This window comes from Pantoea sp. ICBG 828 (assembly GCF_002928355.1).
Taxonomy (GTDB): Bacteria; Pseudomonadota; Gammaproteobacteria; order Enterobacterales; family Enterobacteriaceae; genus Pantoea; species Pantoea dispersa.
Genome location: NZ_POWN01000015.1, coordinates 23,285 through 43,704 on the forward strand (window position 1 = coordinate 23,285; position 20,420 = coordinate 43,704).

The window sequence follows — 20,420 nt, forward strand, 5'->3', positions numbered from 1 at the left end:
GCCCGCCCTGTGCGGCCGCCTCACCTTCCGCCTGCTCCGCGCAGGCATGCGAGAGAAATCATGAAACAGATCCTGAAACTGGCCGCCATTGCGCTGGCCATGAGCACCGCTTTGCCCTCAGCACCATCGAATGCGGCTGAGGCTGCAGACTTTACCCCCGCGCAGCAGGCCCGCATAGGTGAAATTGCCGCTGACTACCTGGTGGCGCATCCCGACGTGCTCATTGAGGTGAGCAAAAAGCTGCAGGCGCGCCAGCAGGCGATGCAGCAGCAGGCTTACGTGCAGTCTGCGCTTAAAGCTCACCGGCTGCTGATGCAATTCGACGGCGTACCGGTTAAGGGGCCGGCGGATTCGAAGGTCATCGTTACGGAGTTCTTTGACTATGAATGCATCGCCTGCAGCATGATGGCGCCGGTGATGGAAAAGGTGATGGCCGCCAACGCCGGCGTACGCTTTGCCTTCCGTGACTGGACCATCTTTGCCTCACGCTATCCGGAATCGACGCTGGCCTCGCACCGCGGGCTGGGTATTTACCGCAGGCAGGGCGCGGAGGCCTACATGGCCTTCCACAACGGGATTTACCGGACCGGGCACAACGAGGGGAAACTCACGGCAGAGGATATTGAAAAGGTGGCCACGGCCGCCGGCGCAGGTGCCGCTTCCGGTGATGACAGCGCCGTTTCCGACAGGCTCATCGAAAACAACGACGCGCTGGCGGAGATGCTGGGACTGACGGGCACGCCGGGCATTGTCGTCATGCCGGCTGAGAATGCCACGGCAGACAACACCACCGTCATCCCGGGCGTCGTCAGTGAAGACGTCCTGCAGCAGGCCATCGTCCGCGCGGGCGGAAACTAAAAAAGCCCGGTGCAGAACCGGGCAACCAGCAGCGCCGGCATTATCAGAATGGTTTCATTGCCAGCGCCTGAGGGGGTATCGGCCATCCCGCCAGAACCTTTACCCCCTGACGGCCACGTCGTTCAGGCTGTTCGTTCCTCGCGCCGCTGCGGTACGCCTCAGCCTGAACGCCCTGCCCGTCGCCTGAATGGCGATCGTCCGCGATCGTTCCGCTGAATAATGAAAAATTACCCGTCCCCCGTGCTCTCAGTCGTTTCAGCGTCCCGCCAGGCGCAGAACTGCGTTAAGCCACAACCGCAGTTGTGATGACGGTCACGGTAAAATTTATCGGTGAACTTTTTTTATCCATACGATTCGTGCTATGTGCAATCTGTGCTGGATTTAACCGGTTGAGATGGGTATTCTTTTCAGAATTCGCCGGGAGGCGATCCTTTTTAGATCCTTGTCGAATACTGTGGTGGTTGATGACGGGGATGTGCGAAAACCTGTGGCCGGACATGCGCGGCGCGGGCAGAATTGAACCGGATGGGACGTATCCGTTAAAACGTCCAGGGTACGGAGCGCGGCATTTACCGGGCTCTGAATGCAAAAACCCCCTGACTCTGCTTAATCAACTTGGCGGAAGATTCAGAATCAGGGGGTCCAAAAGCAGGCGCTGCGCCTGCAAAGGATTATAACGCATGCAGTTCATAAGACAACCCCTGTCCGCCATAAGTTCAGGACAGGGTGAATGACCAGATTTTAATCGGGTTAAACGACCCGACCTCCAGACCTGACGGGCGCCATCGCGGCGATCACGCCGTCACCTGCAAATGTCCTGAGCCCGTCTGGTTCGCGCCGCAGAACTATCGACCGCTGCCGGGTGAGTTCGGCCACGCCATGCGCCGGCTCGTCGTGAAAGACCGGGCCACCGGCCAGCTGCGCCTGCGCCAGCGGATCTCACGCAATCCGTATTTCGTCAGGCTGCGCCACGCGGCCGGCCGCGAGCGCGACTTCCGGCCGGAGCGCCGCGCGCTGATTGACGCGATCATTCCATTGCTGATACAGCGCGCTGATATAGCCACCTGGGTAGTCACCGTTAACGTTGGCAGTCTCGCAGAAGAGCTCAGCCCGAAAGATGATAACGGCGACGTCATACCCGGCACCCGGGTCGAGCCGTGCCGGCTGTCGCGCCTTTTTCCGGAGCTGGCGCGATACGGGCTGCTGGAGATGCCTTCGCTTGAGTGGGACCCGGTTGAGAAATTCTGGATGCCGCGCCATATCGTGCTCACCGATCGTTTCTGGCAGCTGTGCGGCGTCAATATGGATAAGCTGTATGTCCAGCGTAACGAGCGCCTTGTAGCTGAAGCGGAGGGCATTATCGAACCGGGTACGCATGAATCGGTGCGCGCCGCCCGCCAGCGCTGGTATGAGAACATGCGCATGGCCACGCTGCTGAAGCGGCGTGAAAAGGCCGTGAAAGAGAAGCGCCGCAAAAAGCTGGGCAAACTTCCGCTCGACGAGCGCCGTACGGCGATGGCCAGCTGGCTTATCCGGACGCTGCCGAACCACGAGCTGATGAACACCGACGCGGAGGCCTTTGACCGCCTGGTGTGGCAGAACCTGAACCAGCTGGAGCTCGGCCTCGGCTACGAGCCGGCCCCGCCCGACGTCGTCCACTGACGAACACCTGCGAATTTTACCGCCTTAACTGGCGGTAAAGGCGTTTGTGCCGCAGATAAAATCGCGCATTTCCGGCCCGCCGCGGCATCCGTTTTCCCGCAAAATATCCCTCATTCGCGCTGCTCTCCGGTCGCGGAATTTTTTATCCACACTTACCCGCAATCGTAAAGCGTGACTTACCTGCAAACAGATCTGAAATTACCCGCAAAACATTCCTGACTTACGTCAGAAAGAATTAATCAGAAAAGATAAATAAGGTGTTCATGCCGGCATTCTGCGGGGATAAATAAGGCCTTCGCTTACAGCGGCCGTAAACGTCCGCGCCACTCAGAATTTGAAGCACCTCCCGCTGACGCGGGCCCCTTCTGAGCAGTTAGTTACAACAGACAAAGAATTCACTGTAATCAGCCAGTTCTGAACCATCCAGCCCCTCTCAGGCCGGACCCGCGCCGTACCTGAAGCCCGGTTGCCCCCACTGACCAGCCCCGGCCGCCCGGCCCGGAGGGCCGGAACTGCAGTGGCTGATAAATGGATGCTGTAACTACAGAGTCTGAGCTGCTTTATGGCCGGAGGCCCGCGGTATCTTTCTTTCGTCTCCGACCATCTGACTGATAAGCTGCTGACAGGCCGCTGCTTAAACGGCGTCGATCAGGGCGGGGTTGGGCTTTCGCCACCATCGGCCCTGTAACCGGCTCTGCCGGGCTAACGGCGCCAGCTGGCATCTGAGCAGTCCTGAACGGTTTCTGGCGCCTCCATGCCGCTCACGCGGCATTCACAGGACGGGCTGCGCACTGCTCGCCCGTCCGGCTACGTCTGAGAGGTAAGTGCGATGCAGATGACTCAACAGCAGCACGGGGAGCTGGAGAGGGTTTACACCATGATCGGCGCCGTCGTCATGGCCATGGCCGGCGACGGTCTTGAAACCACGCGGCTGCGGATTGCCGGCTTTATCCGCGGAGAACTGGCCAGAACGCAGGCATGGTCGCCGGAGATGGAAACGGCCATGCTGAGTGCGATCGAGACGCTGGAAATCTATCCTGACCAGGAGGTCGTGGAGAGGCACCGCGATGGCGGCGACTGGGCTCTCTGAGGGCTGATGACGTCCTGAAATACCGAATATCAGGGCCAGTTTATTCTGTGGCGCTGTAACCGGCTCCGGCTCACTGCGCCCGATGGCATCAGCGCCGTCCTGAATTCTTTCTGACGCCTCCATGCCGCTCATGCGGCATTCAGGGGCCGGCTGCGCACTGCTTGCCTGCTTCTATCAAAATCCTCGTTATAAATGGTATCAAGCCACGCATAATTCAGCCGATATACTGAACAGATCCCACATAGAAACAGGAATAAAATGAAACTATTAACCAGCTTAACTCTGGCTGCAGCTGTTCTTTTGACAGGCTGTGCAACAAAACCGCAATCTTCTGCTCCCCTCTATCTGAAAACGGAAATGCAGTCTCCTGTTTCCGGAAAAGCAGGATATACAGATCCGGTACTTAGCTACATTAAGGAGGATAAAATCCGTCACATCCGCCTCTATCCGTTGTTGCCTCTTCCGGGTAAACAATTCCACGATGCGCTGGAAAGAAAATTTAACGCGACCACTCTTTATATCGATCTTGTTAAAAATAATGAGGGTTACAAAGCAGAAATCTCTGGGGAAATCAACTATTACGATACCCAAAGATATGTGAACGGCAAACTGGTAGGCGACGTCATTGAATCAGTTCCGGTTCCTCCAGTGACTGTTCAGCTTAACTCTGAAAAGAGTGTAAATATTGAGCTGCCAAGAGGTATTCGGTTTACTGCGCAAATCACTGACGATGTTTTTTCTGATTTTAAACAATGAGTAAAGGCACTTACATATGCCGCTGACGCGGCATAGAGGGCGGGCTGCACACTGCCCGTCAGTCCTCAAATGGGGGCTGATGCTCAACAAATCGTAAACTGCCGCGGAGGATTCCGGATACCAGGACCGCTCTCATTACGCCTGCTCCCGCCCTGATTTGCGGGACTGAAAATCTGCGGAGCCAGCCGGATAAAGTCAGGCCGTGCTGCTGAACCTCCTTCCGGCTCCGCCGGGTTTTCTCAGGCCTGATGATGTCATAAAATGCCGTATTTCAGGGCCATTTTTTCATGTGGTCCGGCATGAAGGACGCGGCTTATGAATAACGACAACGTGAACGTCAGTCACCTGGCGTGGTGCGGCCTGATTGCGCTGCATACCGCCCGCCGCGACGGGATCGTGACTTCACCTGCACAGGACAACCTGTTTCTGACCCGCTGGCTGGCCACCGCCGAAAAGCAGCGTCGCTTTCCCCGGGCGCTGGCGAGCGACATCAGCTGGCTGCTGAAAGAGGGCCGGGAGAAGGGCCTGCGCGCCGACCTGCCCGGCAAGCTCGACTACCTGTGGCGCGCCGGCAACGGCAACCTGCAGGCGCAGAACGACCTGTTCCGGCTCCAGCACGCCCTGCACGCCGTGAAGCTCACCGGCTGGATTTATATGGTGCTGTCAGAAAACGAATGGAGCGGCCGCCGCCAGCTGCGGCTCAGCCCGTCAGTTTCCGGTATTTACCTCCGGCGCAGCGCACTGGATAACGGCTTTGACGAACGCGGACGGCAGCACAGCCCCCTGGACGCGCGCATCACCGGCGACCTGGCCGCGCTGGATAAGCTGCTGCAGCGTTCGGGCTGGCGACGCGAGGCGGCCGGAGGTTCTGATGAACATCAGCATCTTCTCCTCGCGGACGGATTCAGTGCAGCGTGAAGGCAGGACGGAAAGCTGACGAACTTCTCAGACTACAGTGAACCTGCGCGCCAGCTCAGGTTTCACGGCGGGCGGCCGGTAACAACACCCACGTAATCTGAATAATAAATCGTCTGATTTTACTCCCTGAACGGGGCGCTGACCGGCGGCACCCCGCTTTTTCGGACGGCGGCCACGTGAGCGATGGCCCTGACAGGAGCCACACCATGAACAGGCATGAAGTGACGTCTCAGCTGTTTCGCAGCGCGGGCTACGATCCGACCACCGGCGTGCCGGAGCTGGAGTGCCGGAACGGCGCGTGCCGGCGCTGGCTCGCGGTGCCGGCAAAGGTGTATCAGGCCTTCTGCGCGGCCGCGGATGGCGACGCATTTTTCAGGAGCAACATCGGGGGGCGCTATATTTCCCTCCGGGGCAGCCTGCGGCGCGGCGTCTGACGCCATCATCTGCGCATAGGCATCATAGTCTTCCGCGGCCTGCTGCCGCCAGCGACGCACCGGTGCCCGGCGTTCAGCGCGCGCCCGGTAGCCGCAGCGCCGCTCGCGGGCCGCCCGGATCAGGGTCTCCTGCACCCACGTCCAGAACGCGCGGCCCGTGTGCGGCGTCACAGGGTAGCCCGCTTTTTTCATGATTTTCCGGGCGACGTTTTCGCTCCAGCTGCGGATGAGCGAAAAGGCGCCGTGGATATCGCCGCGTGACGTCATGATATTTAATTCGTGAAATTCATTCATATTATCTGCTCCCTGACACGTAACTGTTATCGTCAGATTACGGAATATCTTCAGCTCTGATTTTATATTTATAATATATTCATATTAACATGTTTATATTAATGTCTTTCAGGTGTTAAAATATTTTAACATTATTTTATGGCGGTGAAGGATAATGAAAAAACAGGCTTTAATCATGACGGCATTACTGACCCTTCCCGTTATTCACGGGGCGGAGGCCTCCGTAACGGCCGGCTTTTCGCCCGGGGGCTCGGCGCTGGATCTGATACTGCAGTTCACCGGCAGCGCGCGTCAGAGCGCCGACGTGGCGGCCTATGATTTCACCAGCCGGCCGGTGGCACAGGCGCTGTCAGCGGCCGTTGCGCGGGGCGTTAAGGTCCGGCTGGTCGCCGATGAAAAGAAAAGCCGGGACCGCTGGTCTCTTGTCAGCCAGCTCGCGTGCGCTGGCGTGGACGTGCGCCTTAACGGCATGTACAGCATCATGCACAACAAGTTTATTGTGGCCGACGGCAGTGCGGTGGAAACCGGCTCATTTAATTACACGTCTTCTGCTGAAAAAAGAAATGCGGAGAACGCGATGGTGATTAAAGACGAACCTGATATTGCCCGGCAGTATCAGGCTGAATTTAACCGGTTGTGGAATGAATCCTCACCGGTAATCTGCCCGGCAGCCGGCCTGAATTAAAATCACGCAGGTCGCATATTCAGCGTTCTTTACGGAAAGGGGTTTGTGATGGCGGCAAAGAAAACGTATCGGGTCCGGTTCACCGGGCTGCGGGGCTCGCGGGAATGCGGTGCGGATTTCCGTAGCGCTGAGCCGGAGCAGTGGCAGCGCTGGCTGAAGCACGCGCGTGACAACAAGGCCACCACGGTGGTCACCTGCCTGTGCCATCCCCCGGAGGAAGAGGCGCAGCGCCGGCGCCTGAAAGTGCATCTTTCACAGAAAACAGACCAGTGCTGGCTCGCCTCATGGGCTTTCTCCGGGCACGAACACGCGCCAGACTGCCGCTTTTACTCCGTCTGGCCTGATGAGCGACAGGCTGCCATCTATGCCCCTGACGTGGTCAAAGCGGCGGCGGATGGCCGGCTTGTGGTCCGTCTGCCCACCGGCCTGCAGAAGAAAGACGTTCCTGATAAAACCCGTGATGCGCCTCCGGCCGGTGCCGGACCGGGGAGGCGGCGCCGGCAGCCCTCGATGCGCCTGCTGGGGCTGCTCCACCTGCTCTGGGAACAGTCCGGCATCAACGTCTGGCATCCTGCATTCGATAAAAAGAAACGCTCGCCGGGCTGGGTGAGCTGGCGCCTGAATGAGACTGCAGCGCGCATCCACATCGGCCGGATCCCGCTGCAGCAGTCGCTGATGCTGATGGCCATGAAGGATTCGCCGCAGGTCGCGCAGAACCGCCAGATTGCGAAGGACGCCGGCAGGGGCGCACGTCGCCTCATCCTGATCTCGCAGCTGGCCGCCTGGAGCGACGCGGCCGATGAGCGGCTGCAGACCACGCTGCCGCTGGGGCTGTTTTTCGGTTTCCCTGACCTGGTGCTGCCGGAGGACGTGCGCCTGCGCCTGGAGAGGAGCTTTTGCCGCGAGCTGGGCGACTGGCGCCGGGGCATGAAGGTCGTGGTCATCGTGGAAACGGAGCCGCCAGAAACGACATTCAGGCACGTAGACGGGCGCAACCGGCCGTCCAGCTGCAGTACCGTTATCGACGTGGCGCTGATGACGGTCAGCCCCCGCTTCATTCCGCTGGATTCAGGCTATGAGGGAATGGTCGAAGACCGGCTGTGGCAGGAAAAACGTGCCTTCATTAAGCCGCTGCGCTACGACGGTGAGGATGATGTATTCCCGGATTTCGTGCTTAAGGACGTACCCGGCGTGGATGCGCTGCCGGTGGAAGTCTTCGGCATGAACACGCCGGAGTATCAGCTGCGCAGGCAGCAGAAGACGGCCTATTACGATGCGGAATACGGTAAGGGAAACTGGTGGTACTGGAACGCTACTGAGCATTCTGAAATGCCCGCACTTCCTCCCCGGTGAGCCTCGCTGCGGAAATGTATATCAGATCAGACAAAGAGCAACTTTACAGAACGGTCACATCGTTGTTTCTCTGGTTGTCCATCTTGCCTCAATTCCTTTAGCATTCAGGGCAGCTGCAATACGCTCTGACTGTTCACGACTGGCCACGGGGAAGCTGACGGGATGTGGTTCAAACCATACCATCACAGAATGAGTCATATTCAGTGAGGTATAAAGCGGACGGGACTCAATTGCAGGCGCTATCTCATTACGGCCGTTCAGTTCAGGTACTGCGCTGAAAATGCCGGTAAGGTAATCATCAAGGCATTCGATAAAGGCAGGACGTACTGTTAACAGTTCGGGATTGTCTTCTGAACTGTTCCACTGCTTTGCCTGTCTTCTCAGACTGTCCAGAAGCGATAACGATTCATAAGGTATCTTTTTCCCGGTACTTCCCCCCCTAATCGCGGACTCCAGCTGGTTTATCCTGAAAGACTGTTGCCTGATTTTCCTCATCATATAAATGCACAGCAGCAACATGGCCACAAACGCACTGCCCAGTAAGATGATCATGTCTGTATCCTCTCAGCTATACAACCTGGTTTAAGCGAGCCCAATCGTGAGTGGGTTTTAATGTTCGAAACTGTTCCCATGCATAGTATTACAAAAGCCCTTAACGTGAGTTTTCGTTCCACTGAGCATCAAACCCCGATTTCTGGTGTCATTTATTCTCAGCTCCTTTGGATTCAGCAGAATTTTCTTTATGAATGGCCCATATCCGTTTGACCTGACTTATGCTGCACCCTGCGAGAGTTGCTGTACGCGCAATCGTCATACCGGACTCGCGAAGCGCAATGATGCGCTCATGCGTTTTGGGTTCCGGCCTGCGCCCTTTATACTTACCTGAAGCCTTCGCCAGTTCAACGCCCTGCCGTTGCCTTTCACGACGGGTCTCGTAGTCGTCCCGTGCGGTCTGAAGGGCGACCTTAAGCAGCATGTCCTGAACGGACTCAAGTACGATTCTGGCCACGCCGTCCTGGCTGACGGCCAGCTCGGACAGGTCCACGATGCCGGGTATAGCCAGTTTCGCTCCTTTAGCCTTAATCGAGCCAATCAGTTTCTCAGCCTCTGTAAGGGGAAGACGACTGATGCGGTCAATCTTTTCGGCCACAACCACCTCTCCGGGCTGCAGGTCGGCAATCATGCGCTGAAGTTCAGGGCGGTCAGCTCTGGCACCTGAAGCCTTCTCTTTATAGACGCCGGCGACATAAAAACCCCTGCCACGGGCATCTTCAATAATGCTGTTCTGCCGGGTCAGTTCCTGTTCATCCGTACTGACGCGAAGATAAATACGTGCAATCTGCATAGGTTCAGCGGTCCCTCCTCTTAACGTAAATAATCCCTGAGCGCTTCCCGGTCGCCGTTGTCTTCAGGCAAGTCGCTCACAGTGCGCATGAGCGGAGGGAGTGAAATTCTCTGTACGTCGTCCCCTGGATATTTATGTCGCCCCGTACACTGATTTCAATGTGAGCGTCTGGGCTGAGAAACGCAATTTTCTCTGCATGCTCAACCTCGGTAGTGCAGATGCGCAACCATTCCGGCTCTTCCGCAAGCAGAACGTCATACAGCATCAGGTTAACGTCATTAACAGTGGCCACATGTACAACGCGTTCCACCCTGCCCGAAAAAGTTTTCGTTTTTGTCACCGGCATACATCACCCTTTTTTTTCAGGTCTTGCACTGGTCATTTTGAGTATACTTAAATTGTCCTGTTGGTTTTAACAGGACAATAATAGCAATATGCGGTTTAAATTGGCTATGTCTTTATTGGCTATTCAAAATGTCCTTTTTAAAAATAACCTTGTTTTTTGCATGGTGTTAGCGTCTAAAATATAGTTTATATCGTTATGATTTCGTTGGTTATGGTTTTTTGGGTGCCTAATTGATCAGATTAGGATATCTGCGCCATCCATTACATTTAGAGCTATCAAATAGTGCGCAATTATTTAATTGGCGATCTTTTTGCATTTAACCATATCACCCCCCCCTTCGTTGGCATCGCGTACCTGACTGGCCAATGTATTGATTGACATACACCTATGATTTGTATGGTTTCTCGATGTTAATGGCTTAGTCATGGTGATGTCCTGCTAGGAGACAAATTGATCATTTTTGATTAAATGAGGTTGACGTATTCGTCAGCAAGAGTAGTATTAGAGTCAATGATGCCTGCAACAACCCTTAGGGGAAGTTAGTGGGCTTTTTTTTTGCCTACTCAGGGATGATGCTGCATGCCAACAACCCTATACAGCAAGCCTTATCGTACTCCGGCAGATCTTATTAATGACCTTAAGGCTAAGAAACTAGAATTTTTAGATGAGGCTGAGGCTGAAAATACCCTCAGTTTGATAAGTTACTATCATTTCAAAATCTACCTTCATCCTTTATTAGATCCAGTAAGTCCCGGTGGAAAGCATTACAGGAAGGATGAATATTTTGAGTATGGAGTAGAGCTGTACCGTTTTGACGAGAAGCTTCGTGTATTGCTATTTGGCATCATTGCTCGTCTAGAGGTTAAACTCAGGAGTAGGCTTGATCACGCACTATCTGCTTATTCAAATAATCCCTTCTGGTATCTGGACGACAGATATTTTTATACAAAGAAAGGCACCGGTTACATATTGACGCTATAGACCACAGCTATTTTCGTCAACTGCCTGCTCCGAACAATGCTCTGCTTGATAACCTTGCTAAAGAGTTCGGTGCTAATGATTTTAAGATTCTAACCAACTGGGTTCGCCGCCTCCGTGACGTACGGAATAGGTGTGCGCATCACAGCCGATTGTGGAACGCAAAACTTGCGGTTCCGAGTCAAATAGGTGCTGAAATCACTATCACTGAAGCTCATCAATACCGCCCTTATCTTACGGTATGTGTTTTGCGCAAAATGATTAAATCTCTAGGTATCAGTGATATTAATCTTAAGGCTGAAATCCTAAACCTTTTTTCTGGCAGTCATGCAGCTCAACTCTATATGTCTGATACTGGTTTCCCAAAAGGTTGGGACAATGATCCTTTCTGGAACTAGCTGATACTTCCGCCTACACGGGGACTATTAGTCCCCGTATTTAAATGAGCAGTTAGAACCGGAACTTCTCTCCCCGGCGGCGCATGCTATGCTCCCGCTAAAGCCGTAAATCAGGCAGAAAGCGGATCCACCGGATGCCGCCTTACGTTAATTGCAGGTTGGTAATATCACCTGTGGTATGTTTCCGGCCTTTACTGAATGCAGGGTAACTATCACAGAGGGTTTTGCCATTACCGTTAATTTTTGCATCAGAAATTATAAGGTGGATTGCAGTGAATCTGATCGACAGTCACACGATGGACGACATTGCTGCCCTCACGCGGGGCGTGTACCGGCTGCGCGAACTCTGGCTCAGGGAAACGCGGATCGCCGGAGGAACGTGGCAGGCGGCGCAGGTGCGGCGCGAGATCGTCACCGGCGGCGGGCGGGTGATCTGTACCCTTAGCGGCGACGGCGGCCTTGTGCCGGGGTTGCATCCGCGCCGGCGGTTCAGGGGGACGCGGGCAGCCCCGAAATCATGCACGCCGGGGATGCCGGCGTCCGGCTGGAGCGGCTTGACGCGCACCGCGACAGGATGCTGGCGCAGGCCGCCCTCCCGGGGCTGAGCCGCGACGGCGATCGCGCCCGCTGAACCTGCCGGTTCCGGATGGCAGGCGGGAAAACACAACAGAGCAGGAGCACAGGGGTATGGATGGCGGGATTTCGGTTTGGGTGCCGGTTATCAGCGCGGGCGCCGGTATTGCAGGCGCGCTGTGCAGCCAGTGGCTGTCGCATATATTTATTACACGTCGTGAAAAGCGGGCATCAGAAGAAAAGCTGAACCGGGAGCGGTACTTCATCGCCACCGAGCTGGTCTTTTTACTGGAAAGGTTCAGTGAGGGCTGCGTTCCTGTCGCATCAGATGCAGGGAAACCTGATGAACAGCAGGGGGGCTGGTATGCCGAAACAGACTTCCCGTCATTTGATTTTACAGAGGTCAGCGGAGACTGGCGGTCCCTGCCCCAGCGTCTGATTTACCAGTTACGCGAGCTGTTTATTCAGCAGGAAGAAGCAAAGCGGATTATTCATAGCGCCTTCGAATTTGACGATCCGCTGGAGCCCACGGAAGGTTTTTTTACCCGGCAGTATCAGGCGACGCGTCTCGGACTTCGCGCGCTCATACTGGCTACGCGCCTTCGTAAAGTTTGTGGCATGCCAAACGCTCAGCTTCTTCGCGGCCCTAGTTCGGCAGGAGACTTACTGTGGCTGCTGTGGCGTAAACACCATCAAACTCAGGTCGCGCACCTCATCCAGACAAAGCTTTTCTGGGAAAATGTTCAGAGTCAGTTAAAGGAGTCATAAACATGGCCACAACGTTAAACAGGATGTCTGCGATGTGACCGGCCTCATCTCTTACGGGAACACCACACCGCCCGCACACCTGCCGGTGGCCAAAGACTACCCGGCCGCGCTGGTCGACGACCTTCCGAAGTACCTGCTGGCGCCGGAGGTCAGCGCCCTGCTCCACTCATGCCAGATCTGCGCCGCAAGATGCTGTTCACCACGCTGTGGAACACCGGCGCGCGCATCATCGAGGCGCTGGCGCTCACCCGGGGAGACTTTCTGCTGCGCCAGCCGTACCCGTTTGTGCAGCTGGCCACGCTCAAGCAGCGCGAGGTAAAGGCGGATCTCCGCGCAGGACGCCTGCCTGCCGGCGTGGTGCCCCACCGCCAGGTGCAGATGTCCGGCGCGCAGTGCGTTAACCAGCTTGAGATGATACTCGCCCTGCATCTTCAAAATATCATTTGAGTAAACTCTCATATGTGTTTTTACTCAAGTGAGTAGAATGAGGTTGCCATACTTCTTTTTTATCAATAACATAGGAATGTTTTTTTTGAGTGTGTACTCATTTGTGTTTTTGAGTTAATGTGTAAAATATCTTTATTCATGCGCTTTAAGTCTCTATACTCATTTACTCACAGCTTCATTTGAGTTTTAACGTAGGGATTATCTAACATGAAGGTTATTTCTTTTCTGAACCCAAAAGGTGGTTCTGGTAAGACGACTGCTGTTATCAATGTCAGCACTGCTATGGCCAGAAGCGGGTACAATATTGCTGTAGTTGATACAGACCCACAGATGAGTCTGACAAACTGGAGTAAGTCTGACAAAGCAGTATTCGATGTATATACAGCTGCCTCAGAAAAAGATGTCTACGGAATCCGCAAAGATCTTGCTGAGTATGATTACGTTATCGTCGACGGTGCTGGTTCGCTTTCCGTAATCACCTCCGCTGCCGTGATGGTCAGCGATCTTGTCATAATTCCTGTTACCCCAAGTCCTTTAGATTTCTCTGCAGCTGGCAGTGTAGTTACGGTGCTTGAAGCGCAAGCATACAGCCGGAAAGTTGAAGCCCGTTTCCTGATCACTCGAAAAATTGAGCAGGCAACCATGCTCAATGTTCTTAAAGAAAGCATTAAGGATACAGGCGTTAAATGTTTTCGCACTGCAATAACTCAGCGACAGGTGTATGTGAAATCAATCCTCGATGGCGACAGTGTGTTTGAATCCAATGATGGTGCAGCGAAGGGTGAAATAGAAATCCTTACAAAAGAGATAGTTAGTAGTGTTGAGTGATTGAGTATTTACACATATGAGTGTTAATGATACTCATGTGCTCAATTACTCATTTGACTAAAGCTTTCGATGCTCAGATACTCAGATACTCAGATACTCAGATACTCAGATACTCAGATACTCAGATACTCAGATACTCAGATACTCAGATACTCAGATACTCAGATACTCAGATACTCAGTGAAATTTTTCCGTGGAGAGTCACATGGCGCTTGAAAAGGCTCATAGCAGCAGTAATAAGAAAATGACTTTTGGTGAAAACAGGGATCTTAAAAATGTTGTCACCACTCCAGTTGTGACTGGAAAAGCTAAGCGTGTAAACGTCAATTTTGATGAGGAAAAGCACCTAAGATTCAAGGCTGCTTGCGCCAGAAAAGGTACTTCTATAACAGACGTAATCAACTTCCTTGTTGATGACTGGCTTAAAGAGAACGAATAAAAGCGATCCCCTGATTAATCTGCTGGCTATAAAGTTGCAAGCCATTTGAGAAGATGTTGGGGGCACTGAATCTGAAGGTCACAATGAACAGACTGATCAATTTAATTTTGGGATTTATGGGGCTTAGAAAGCTCGATGGAAAAGACAAAAAAAGTGCTGCTGAATGGGGATTCCTGCTGAGTGCGGTATTTATCGTGCCGCTCTTCTTCCTGCCGCACGCCAGCGAGTTGATAAAAATCGGCCTGCAGCTGCTGTGGGGCGCTTGCGTGTCGCGTGCGGCATTCATGGCCAATGATACCTGGAAGAAAAACAGCTCACGCTGAAGAATACAGCAAAAAAAAGGGCACAAAGATGGGAATACAGGGTCTATTGCAGCAGGCGCGCGGGTATGGAGTAAACCTGCATGAGTATAGTCAGTCAGCCGACATGTTTAAGGGGAGGTACCGCCGGCGTTGCCCTGCTTTTGAAGACTGGATTCGTCAGCTTTCAAGTGGTGACAAGTTGCCACGCGGTAGTTATTTCCGCGGTAAGAAACCCGGCAAGCCTCTGTATATTGTGGATGAATTCTGGCATCGGTTTTCCTGAGAGGGCAGGTTGACGGCAGGCATCAGGTCCAGCTTCAGCTGCCTGCGCCTGGCTATTCAACGCGCGCTACGGGGATGTCGCTCCAGCGCGTTGTCCACGCCGGGGATAGCATTTCCCGCTTCATTTTCCATTCCGTATTCACTCCCTGACGTGCAAACCACAAGTTGCCAAGACCGGACTGGTTGATACCGTCAAGCACCTTCATCAGCTGCGCGCTGTTCGCCCGCGGCGTATCCTCATCGAACAGGTTCAGCTGACTGACGCCGTTGGGCGTGAAGTCATCGAGCATTATGCCGGCCTTCATGTAGCGCCGCCCGTCAAGCCAGATGCGGTTGAGCGATCGCATAGCCACCCCGATCACGTCCCGCGTATCCTGCGTGGGTATGGTGAGGTTTTCGCCGGCGCTGTTGCCGTAAAAGACTTCTCCCTGCGCATGCGGCGAGGTCCGGATAAAAACGCTGATGCGCCGGCAGAACTGGCGCTCTTTTCGCAGTTTTTCCGCCGCCCGGGTAGCGTACTGACACAGCGCTTCCTGCATGGCCACTTTTGTCGTAATGCGCTCCCCAAAGGAGCGGCTGCAGACGATCTGCTGTTTCGCCGGCGCAAACTCCTCAAGGGGAATGCACGATTCACCGTTGAGCTCGCGAACGGTGCGCTCAAGCACCACGCTGAAGTTCTTTCGGATGAGGGCAGGGTGCGCGCGCGCCAGCTGCAGAGCATTTTCGATACCCATCAGGTTGAGTCTTTTGCCGATGCGCCGGCCAACGCCCCATATCTCTTCAACGGGCTGGTTTTCCAGCAGCGTTGCGGTGCGCTTCGGATTGCCCGGCGTCAGCGCCAGCACTCCCCGGAATTGCGGCCACTCCTTGCTGGCCCACTGCGCCGATTTTGCCAGGGTTTTGGTCGGCCCCATACCCACGCCGACGGTCAGGCCTGTAGTGGCCAGCACGTGCGCGCGCAGGCGCCGGCCGAAGTGCTCATAGTCCTCGCAGCCATCGATGCCGGTCAGGTCCAGGAACATTTCGTCAATGGAATATTGCTCGACGCGGGGCGTGATCTCTTCAAGCACAGTCATTACTCTCTGGCTAAGGCTATGATAAAGCGCATAATTTGAGCTGAACACATGCACACACTCGGCAAATTCCTGCCCCTTTATCTGGAACCACGGGGCGCCCATTTTTATGCCGAGTTTTTTGGCGCCGGCGCTGCGTGCGATGACGCAGCCGTCGTTGTTACTCAGCACGACCACCGGCCTGCCGCGCAGGTCTGGGCGGAACAGCGCCTCGCAGCTGGCGTAAAAGGAGTTAACGTCGGCCAGGCCAAACATGGGCATGACCACCTCCGGCGGGCACGGGTGCTGTTAAAGAACCAGGTAACAACGCCAAGCAGCTGCAGCTCCTCCGGGTAGATCACCGGGTAGGACGGGTTCATGGGCAACAGAGCGAGCCTGGGCTGCAGCTGCAGGCGCTTTACCGTAAACTCGCCGTTGACCTCGGCAATTACGATATCGCCGTGAGCCGCTTGCTCGGCGCGGTCAACCACCATGACGTCGCCGTCACAGAGGCCCAGGTCCCGCATGCTGTTGCCGCTGGCGCGCACGAAGAAGGTTGATGCACGCCGGCGGATACACAGTTCATTCAGATCGAGCTCTTTCTCGACGTAATCCTGCGCAGGGGAGGGAAAGCCGGCGGCGCAAGGATCGGCATAAAGCGGTACCCGGACCCGGGGCGTAAAAATGGGGGGCCAGAGGAGCGTCAGGCCGGCGGTACAGCTGACCGAGTTCATAATCTGATGCCCTTGCCATGCTTCAGTGTGACTGCGAAAGAGCTGAGTAAATCGCGCATAAAATTCCTCCCGTTATTTTGCTGTTTATACATACAGTGTTATTGAGGCAGAATTGTCTGGCAAGAGGGAGCGAAACGGGTTGGCGCAGAAGCGAAGCCATCTGACTGACCTGCCGGAAAATTTTTATGAAGGTCGGCCTGGCTGATGCTGAGCAGCGCCACTATGCTCAGGTCAGGGCCGGCAGACGTGGAGAGGCGTTTCCGGTTATACCGTAACAGCCCGGCGCTCTGTGGCCGGGCTGGTTTTGTTGAAATGCATAAAAAGCGCATTGTGCGTAAGCAGTCAATACCGGCATCGGTGGAATGACGCTTCCTCGACACGACTGTTCGTTCCTCGCGCTGCTGCGGTACGCCTCAGCCGTGACTGCGGCGAGCGTTGGGGGCTGGCGCAAACAGCAAAGCACTTCCAGGGTGATTTGCAGACGAGTGCAATGACTGTTAGATCAGTTGCTGTCAGTTGTCTGAACAAGCTCCGGACCCTGGTTATGAACGTTGCCCACCTTTGTGGTGACCGGATGCCAGGTAAAAGCGGACTCAGGAAGTGCGCTGTCATGTGCGATCTCAGCTGCACGCGCCGGCGAAGTGTCATTACTCAGCCATTCCCGGACCGCGTCTGCAGTCAGGACCAGTGGACGGCGGTCATGTATGTCTACCATGCCCTGATTGCTGGCTGCGGTGACGATAACAAAGCCCTCCCGGCCGTGTTCCCTATCAATGGGGGGGTTCCCGATGGCCGCGAAAAACAGCGGCTGCCTCTCACGGTGGTAAATGAAATATGGCTGTTTTCCGGCACCGTTTCTTTGCCACTCAAACCAGCCATCTGCAGGCACGATGGCCCGGCCGTGTTCCCACAGCGGTTTAAACATGCGACCTGATGCGGCAGTTTCACTGCGGGCATTGATGAGTGGTTGTTTATCCCACCATTCGGGCCCGTAGCCCCAGTACACCGGATCGAACTTCAGCTCTCCGTCACGCTCACTGAGTAACAGAACTTTTGTGGCTGGCGCCACGTTGTACCGCCCAATTGGCTCCGGATCGCGGGTTAATTCCTCCGGGCCAATCCCCAGCGCTTCAAAATAGTCATCCCTGCTGCTGTACTGCGCAAATCGTCCACACATAAGCACCTCCTGCTATTCAGCATAGGCGGTATACTGTTATCCGGAGGAATCATCATGTCATATAACCTTGCAGCCCGGACCCGGGAAGAGCGCGACAGAGTTAATGTGGATTTAGCTGCGTCAGGCGTGGCCTACAAAGAGCGACTGAACCAGCCGGTAATACCTGCAGAAGTTGAGCGGCAGTAGCCAGAAGAAATGCGTGAATACTTCCGGGAGCGCCTGAAATTTTACCGGCAAGAAGCGCTGAAGTTCCCGCGAGGCAGCGATCCTGTTTATCAGAAGGAACCTGAGAAATAGCTGCTTCATTGAGCGAAAATCGGAGACTGGCTTGAAGACAGAGGTGTCATTTTTGGGCCTGAACTACGCCACTCTGAGCTCAGTGTAATAGCAAAAATCAAAACTTTGCTGGCGCAGAATCCGGTACGGGGAAACCCGCACTCATCGAAGTATAACCTAACGGGCCGGACGGGGCGGGTGCAGAACAACGCCCGAGGGAAGATGTATCGCCCCGTCCGGAACAACATATGGTAGCACTGTCAGCTGCAGTCATTACAAGATGATGTAGTGCCCTGCCTGCTGCAGAGCAGTAGCTTGTAAGGAAAGGGGTTTTATCGAATGTGAGTGAACTGAAAAGCATTAATCCACTTTGTGCCATGAGCGGGGTTTCAAGTGGTTTCGCCAAGTTTGTACAATGATGGCAGACTTTCCTACTCTTTTACTGCGAGAAAATAAATTTTTATTTCAAAGACTTAAGGGTAGTAGAGTTTCTTGGAAATGATATATGAGTATCTGGCAAACAAGGATATCTATACTCTTATCCAAGAGTTTACTACTTACTTTGTACTCTGAAAGTACTCAATGGTTGCATTAATAGTATACTATTGCGTAACGAAGATTCGTGACGTATATTTACTGCAACTCATTTTTATATAACTACCTTCAGGTACTAGATTATGACTCCCGCACAAGCTAAACAGAAGCAGCATAAACGCTACAATGCTGTAGCAGTGCAGGTTGCGCTTGGTCGTGCTGGGTACCAACCTGCAGTCAAAAGTCGATTCAGCAAGTCAGCCAGCAACAAGTTTGCCCATAAGATCGCTTTTGCCTGACAATGAACTTTGTTGCAAAATAAACCATCATCCACTGATGGTTTTTTTATGTCTATTCAAAATGTTATCCCCCCTTACGAGCAGGTGTACCTGCTAAATCAGCAACTGATCTGCAACGCAGATCAGTTCAAGCATGCGGTGATCACTGTGGGCGGCCAAGCCGTTCAATACTGGATATCCTATTATCATGCTCAATACGGCGACAAGTTGCCTGATGAGCGTCTTACTACCTCTGTGGACTGCGACTACAGCGCCCGAAGAGACGATATTGCAGCCATAGCTGAAACGCTCAACGTAAAGGCGTGGGAAAACAAGGACGGTCAACCACCATCTCTAGCTAAATTCATGCTTATCGATCAGGACACTCATGATATTAAACGAGATGATAATCGTTTGTTTGCTGTGCCGGATGCGCCTGACGAGCCAAATGTAGTGGATATTATCGACCATCCTGGAGGCTTTGAACGCTCTGATTTTCTGGGGAGCAAGCTTTACCTCCATACCACCCCGTTTTATGTGGAAGCAACCGGCCCAGATATCCCGGAAATGAACGAAAAAGTCAGGGTGTTAAATCCCATAGCCTGTATGCGCTCACGATTCAGTAACCTCATTGATTTGCGTCGTGATCCTGAAATTGAGATCGCCAGAATCAACGCGCTTAAAATTCCATGTTACTACTTTCTTATCGAGGCGTTTGATGGTGAGCCGTTTAAGATTGCTCGGAAAATGTTTATGGAACTCTGGCAACTGGCGGGCAGTGAAAATTGTCTTCGTCAGCAAGCATTCTGGCACATCTGGCAGGGACCGTTGTTAGAGAAGCAGCAAAGTAACAACATTACATTGTTAGACGTATTGGAAAAAGTGCACCAGTTTCTGGTAGGGCATCTGGATGACTTTGATATCCCGGAAGCCTTTGTCACCAAAGATTTGCCACGCAAACTTACGCAACTTAGTGGCCGATTTGAGCGCTATATTGCGCTCAACAACGAACAGGCGATGAGAGGACGCAGAGGATATGAACGTAACCGCCGTGATGATTAGTTATAGTACATCACCATTAACTCACTAATCATCTCATAGATTATCCGCCTAATTCTGCTCATCGCTAATAGCGGACACAACCCTGCGTCAGTTTAATTCATGAATGTCGGAAAACCAGACTGTCTCGAAAAGGGCGAAAAAAAGTCTGGTGGCGGTCTGCCGGGCTCCTACCAACTCTTTTCCGGACTTTTTGTGAAGGAGCCTCCGAGGACTGTGGCATCAATAGCGTTGCGACAGTCTTCTGTGCCGCGCGGATCGGAAGCTTTCCTGCATTCCTCATATTTAGCGGTCCGCTCTTTATCGTGCGCTTTATACCACTCAAGACTTTTAGCGCCCGCATCGCAACCGGTAAGCAGTACGGCGGTCAGCAGGCCAAGTAAAAGTAGTCCCTTTTTCATCATATTTTCCTTTTGGTAAGTGAATCGCGACAACAATTATAAACCGGGAGCGCGTATTGATACATGGTTAGAAATAATAGGAATTTTGCCGAACCCGGCATTTGGCTCTAACTGTTCGCGGGATTATGTTTCAGCTCTGCTGCATCATAATCG

21 protein-coding genes and 3 pseudogenes are annotated in these 20,420 nt (G+C 53.8%); 18 read left to right on the top strand and 6 right to left on the bottom strand.

Translation table 11 applies throughout. The annotated features are described in order from the left end of the window. The first annotated feature begins 60 nt into the window (after positions 1–60). From C1Y43_RS22665 to C1Y43_RS22700, 8 genes are all read left to right on the top strand, one after another. Positions 61–858, top strand: coding sequence for a DsbA family protein (locus C1Y43_RS22665; RefSeq protein WP_104189803.1), 798 nt, complete (start codon positions 61–63; stop codon positions 856–858). A gap of 726 nt (positions 859–1,584) precedes the next feature. Next, a complete protein-coding gene (repA, locus tag C1Y43_RS22670; RefSeq protein ID WP_104094467.1) occupies positions 1,585–2,520 on the top strand; it encodes a plasmid replication initiator RepA in 936 nt (311 codons plus the stop codon). A gap of 829 nt (positions 2,521–3,349) precedes the next feature. Beyond that, positions 3,350–3,610 (top strand): DUF2767 family protein, encoded by a 261-nt coding sequence (locus C1Y43_RS22675; RefSeq protein WP_104094466.1) that lies wholly within the window; start codon positions 3,350–3,352, stop codon positions 3,608–3,610. Between the two features lie 258 nt (positions 3,611–3,868). Next, positions 3,869–4,366, top strand: a complete 498-nt coding sequence (locus C1Y43_RS22680) for a hypothetical protein (protein WP_088518027.1) — start codon at positions 3,869–3,871, stop codon at positions 4,364–4,366. Positions 4,367–4,681: 315 nt separating this feature from the next. Next, positions 4,682–5,284, top strand: a complete 603-nt coding sequence (locus tag C1Y43_RS22685; protein WP_104094465.1) for a DUF2913 family protein — start codon at positions 4,682–4,684, stop codon at positions 5,282–5,284. Positions 5,285–5,490: 206 nt separating this feature from the next. Next, a complete protein-coding gene (locus C1Y43_RS22690; protein WP_104094464.1) occupies positions 5,491–5,718 on the top strand; it encodes a KTSC domain-containing protein in 228 nt (75 codons plus the stop codon). A 469-nt stretch (positions 5,719–6,187) separates the two neighbouring features. After that, positions 6,188–6,697: a phospholipase D family protein gene (locus C1Y43_RS22695; RefSeq protein WP_233209877.1), complete on the top strand. Its 510-nt coding sequence runs from the start codon at positions 6,188–6,190 to the stop codon at positions 6,695–6,697. A gap of 48 nt (positions 6,698–6,745) precedes the next feature. Beyond that, positions 6,746–8,050, top strand: coding sequence for a DUF1173 family protein (locus C1Y43_RS22700; RefSeq protein ID WP_104094462.1), 1,305 nt, complete (start codon positions 6,746–6,748; stop codon positions 8,048–8,050). A 54-nt stretch (positions 8,051–8,104) separates the two neighbouring features. On the opposite strand, the gene C1Y43_RS22705 is transcribed toward C1Y43_RS22700, so the two are convergent. After that, positions 8,105–8,602: a hypothetical protein gene (locus C1Y43_RS22705; RefSeq protein ID WP_088516751.1), complete on the bottom strand. Its 498-nt coding sequence runs from the start codon at positions 8,600–8,602 to the stop codon at positions 8,105–8,107. A gap of 148 nt (positions 8,603–8,750) precedes the next feature. Beyond that, on the bottom strand, positions 8,751–9,395 hold the full coding sequence (locus tag C1Y43_RS22710; RefSeq protein WP_088516746.1) for a recombinase family protein: 645 nt from the start codon (positions 9,393–9,395) through the stop codon (positions 8,751–8,753). Between the two features lie 925 nt (positions 9,396–10,320). Between C1Y43_RS22710 and C1Y43_RS24205 the strand changes: the two genes are divergently transcribed. The 8 genes and pseudogenes from C1Y43_RS24205 to C1Y43_RS22745 all read left to right on the top strand — a co-directional run bounded on the left by C1Y43_RS24205 (position 10,321) and on the right by C1Y43_RS22745 (position 14,495). Further along, complete coding sequence (locus C1Y43_RS24205) at positions 10,321–10,722, top strand: Abi family protein (RefSeq protein WP_233209878.1); 402 nt, start codon at positions 10,321–10,323, stop codon at positions 10,720–10,722. An 86-nt stretch (positions 10,723–10,808) separates the two neighbouring features. After that, on the top strand, positions 10,809–11,117 hold the full coding sequence (locus C1Y43_RS24210) for an Abi family protein (protein ID WP_233209880.1): 309 nt from the start codon (positions 10,809–10,811) through the stop codon (positions 11,115–11,117). A gap of 272 nt (positions 11,118–11,389) precedes the next feature. Beyond that, positions 11,390–11,722 carry a hypothetical protein gene (locus C1Y43_RS23755; protein WP_146068686.1) on the top strand — a complete coding sequence of 111 codons (333 nt, stop codon included), beginning with the start codon at positions 11,390–11,392 and terminating at the stop codon, positions 11,720–11,722. Positions 11,723–11,804: 82 nt separating this feature from the next. Further along, positions 11,805–12,458 carry a hypothetical protein gene (locus tag C1Y43_RS22725; protein ID WP_199189007.1) on the top strand — a complete coding sequence of 218 codons (654 nt, stop codon included), beginning with the start codon at positions 11,805–11,807 and terminating at the stop codon, positions 12,456–12,458. A 34-nt stretch (positions 12,459–12,492) separates the two neighbouring features. Beyond that, a pseudogene (locus tag C1Y43_RS22730) lies at positions 12,493–12,881 on the top strand (tyrosine-type recombinase/integrase); the annotation flags it as partial. Positions 12,882–13,112: 231 nt separating this feature from the next. Continuing rightward, the gene (locus C1Y43_RS22735) at positions 13,113–13,733 is read left to right on the top strand and encodes a ParA family protein (protein WP_104094460.1); all 621 of its coding nucleotides are present in this window, start codon (positions 13,113–13,115) and stop codon (positions 13,731–13,733) included. 205 nt (positions 13,734–13,938) lie between these two features. Continuing rightward, entirely contained in the window at positions 13,939–14,172 is a 234-nt protein-coding gene (locus C1Y43_RS22740; protein WP_104094459.1) for a plasmid partition protein ParG, read from the top strand. An 83-nt stretch (positions 14,173–14,255) separates the two neighbouring features. Further along, a complete protein-coding gene (locus tag C1Y43_RS22745) occupies positions 14,256–14,495 on the top strand; it encodes a hypothetical protein (RefSeq protein ID WP_104094473.1) in 240 nt (79 codons plus the stop codon). Between the two features lie 314 nt (positions 14,496–14,809). Here the strand turns inward: C1Y43_RS22745 and umuC are convergent, their stop codons facing one another. The 3 genes and pseudogenes from umuC to C1Y43_RS22765 form a co-directional block, all read right to left on the bottom strand. After that, entirely contained in the window at positions 14,810–16,084 is a 1,275-nt protein-coding gene (gene umuC, locus C1Y43_RS22755; protein ID WP_104189805.1) for a translesion error-prone DNA polymerase V subunit UmuC, read from the bottom strand. Between the two features lie 11 nt (positions 16,085–16,095). After that, positions 16,096–16,542: pseudogene (gene umuD / locus C1Y43_RS22760) on the bottom strand (translesion error-prone DNA polymerase V autoproteolytic subunit); the annotation flags it as partial. A 502-nt stretch (positions 16,543–17,044) separates the two neighbouring features. Further along, positions 17,045–17,719, bottom strand: a complete 675-nt coding sequence (locus C1Y43_RS22765; RefSeq protein ID WP_104094457.1) for an SOS response-associated peptidase family protein — start codon at positions 17,717–17,719, stop codon at positions 17,045–17,047. 54 nt (positions 17,720–17,773) lie between these two features. On the opposite strand from C1Y43_RS22765, the pseudogene C1Y43_RS24280 reads away from it, so the two are divergent. Continuing rightward, positions 17,774–18,016: pseudogene (locus C1Y43_RS24280) on the top strand (DNA polymerase III subunit theta). Between the two features lie 860 nt (positions 18,017–18,876). Then, positions 18,877–19,869 carry a hypothetical protein gene (locus C1Y43_RS22775; protein WP_104094456.1) on the top strand — a complete coding sequence of 331 codons (993 nt, stop codon included), beginning with the start codon at positions 18,877–18,879 and terminating at the stop codon, positions 19,867–19,869. 167 nt (positions 19,870–20,036) lie between these two features. Here C1Y43_RS22775 and C1Y43_RS22780 read toward each other — a convergent pair whose 3' ends face one another. Next, the gene (locus C1Y43_RS22780; RefSeq protein ID WP_233209879.1) at positions 20,037–20,270 is read right to left on the bottom strand and encodes an EexN family lipoprotein; all 234 of its coding nucleotides are present in this window, start codon (positions 20,268–20,270) and stop codon (positions 20,037–20,039) included. Positions 20,271–20,420 lie beyond the last annotated feature (150 nt).

Bases quoted from the DNA above. Each gene is read 5' to 3' on its own strand.
- C1Y43_RS22665 (WP_104189803.1), top strand. From the start codon at position 61: ATGAAACAGATCCTGAAACTGGCCGCCATTGCGCTGGCCATGAGCACC.
- C1Y43_RS22675 (WP_104094466.1), top strand. From the start codon at position 3,350: ATGCAGATGACTCAACAGCAGCACGGGGAGCTGGAGAGGGTTTACACC.
- C1Y43_RS22680 (WP_088518027.1), top strand. From the start codon at position 3,869: ATGAAACTATTAACCAGCTTAACTCTGGCTGCAGCTGTTCTTTTGACA.
- C1Y43_RS22685 (WP_104094465.1), top strand. From the start codon at position 4,682: ATGAATAACGACAACGTGAACGTCAGTCACCTGGCGTGGTGCGGCCTG.
- C1Y43_RS22690 (WP_104094464.1), top strand. From the start codon at position 5,491: ATGAACAGGCATGAAGTGACGTCTCAGCTGTTTCGCAGCGCGGGCTAC.
- C1Y43_RS22695 (WP_233209877.1), top strand. From the start codon at position 6,188: ATGACGGCATTACTGACCCTTCCCGTTATTCACGGGGCGGAGGCCTCC.
- C1Y43_RS22700 (WP_104094462.1), top strand. From the start codon at position 6,746: ATGGCGGCAAAGAAAACGTATCGGGTCCGGTTCACCGGGCTGCGGGGC.
- C1Y43_RS22705 (WP_088516751.1), bottom strand. From the start codon at position 8,602: ATGATCATCTTACTGGGCAGTGCGTTTGTGGCCATGTTGCTGCTGTGC.
- C1Y43_RS22710 (WP_088516746.1), bottom strand. From the start codon at position 9,395: ATGCAGATTGCACGTATTTATCTTCGCGTCAGTACGGATGAACAGGAA.
- C1Y43_RS24205 (WP_233209878.1), top strand. From the start codon at position 10,321: ATGCCAACAACCCTATACAGCAAGCCTTATCGTACTCCGGCAGATCTT.
- C1Y43_RS22725 (WP_199189007.1), top strand. From the start codon at position 11,805: ATGGATGGCGGGATTTCGGTTTGGGTGCCGGTTATCAGCGCGGGCGCC.
- C1Y43_RS22735 (WP_104094460.1), top strand. From the start codon at position 13,113: ATGAAGGTTATTTCTTTTCTGAACCCAAAAGGTGGTTCTGGTAAGACG.
- C1Y43_RS22740 (WP_104094459.1), top strand. From the start codon at position 13,939: ATGGCGCTTGAAAAGGCTCATAGCAGCAGTAATAAGAAAATGACTTTT.
- C1Y43_RS22745 (WP_104094473.1), top strand. From the start codon at position 14,256: ATGAACAGACTGATCAATTTAATTTTGGGATTTATGGGGCTTAGAAAG.
- umuC (WP_104189805.1), bottom strand. From the start codon at position 16,084: ATGTTTGGCCTGGCCGACGTTAACTCCTTTTACGCCAGCTGCGAGGCG.
- C1Y43_RS22765 (WP_104094457.1), bottom strand. From the start codon at position 17,719: ATGTGTGGACGATTTGCGCAGTACAGCAGCAGGGATGACTATTTTGAA.
- C1Y43_RS22775 (WP_104094456.1), top strand. From the start codon at position 18,877: ATGTCTATTCAAAATGTTATCCCCCCTTACGAGCAGGTGTACCTGCTA.
- C1Y43_RS22780 (WP_233209879.1), bottom strand. From the start codon at position 20,270: ATGATGAAAAAGGGACTACTTTTACTTGGCCTGCTGACCGCCGTACTG.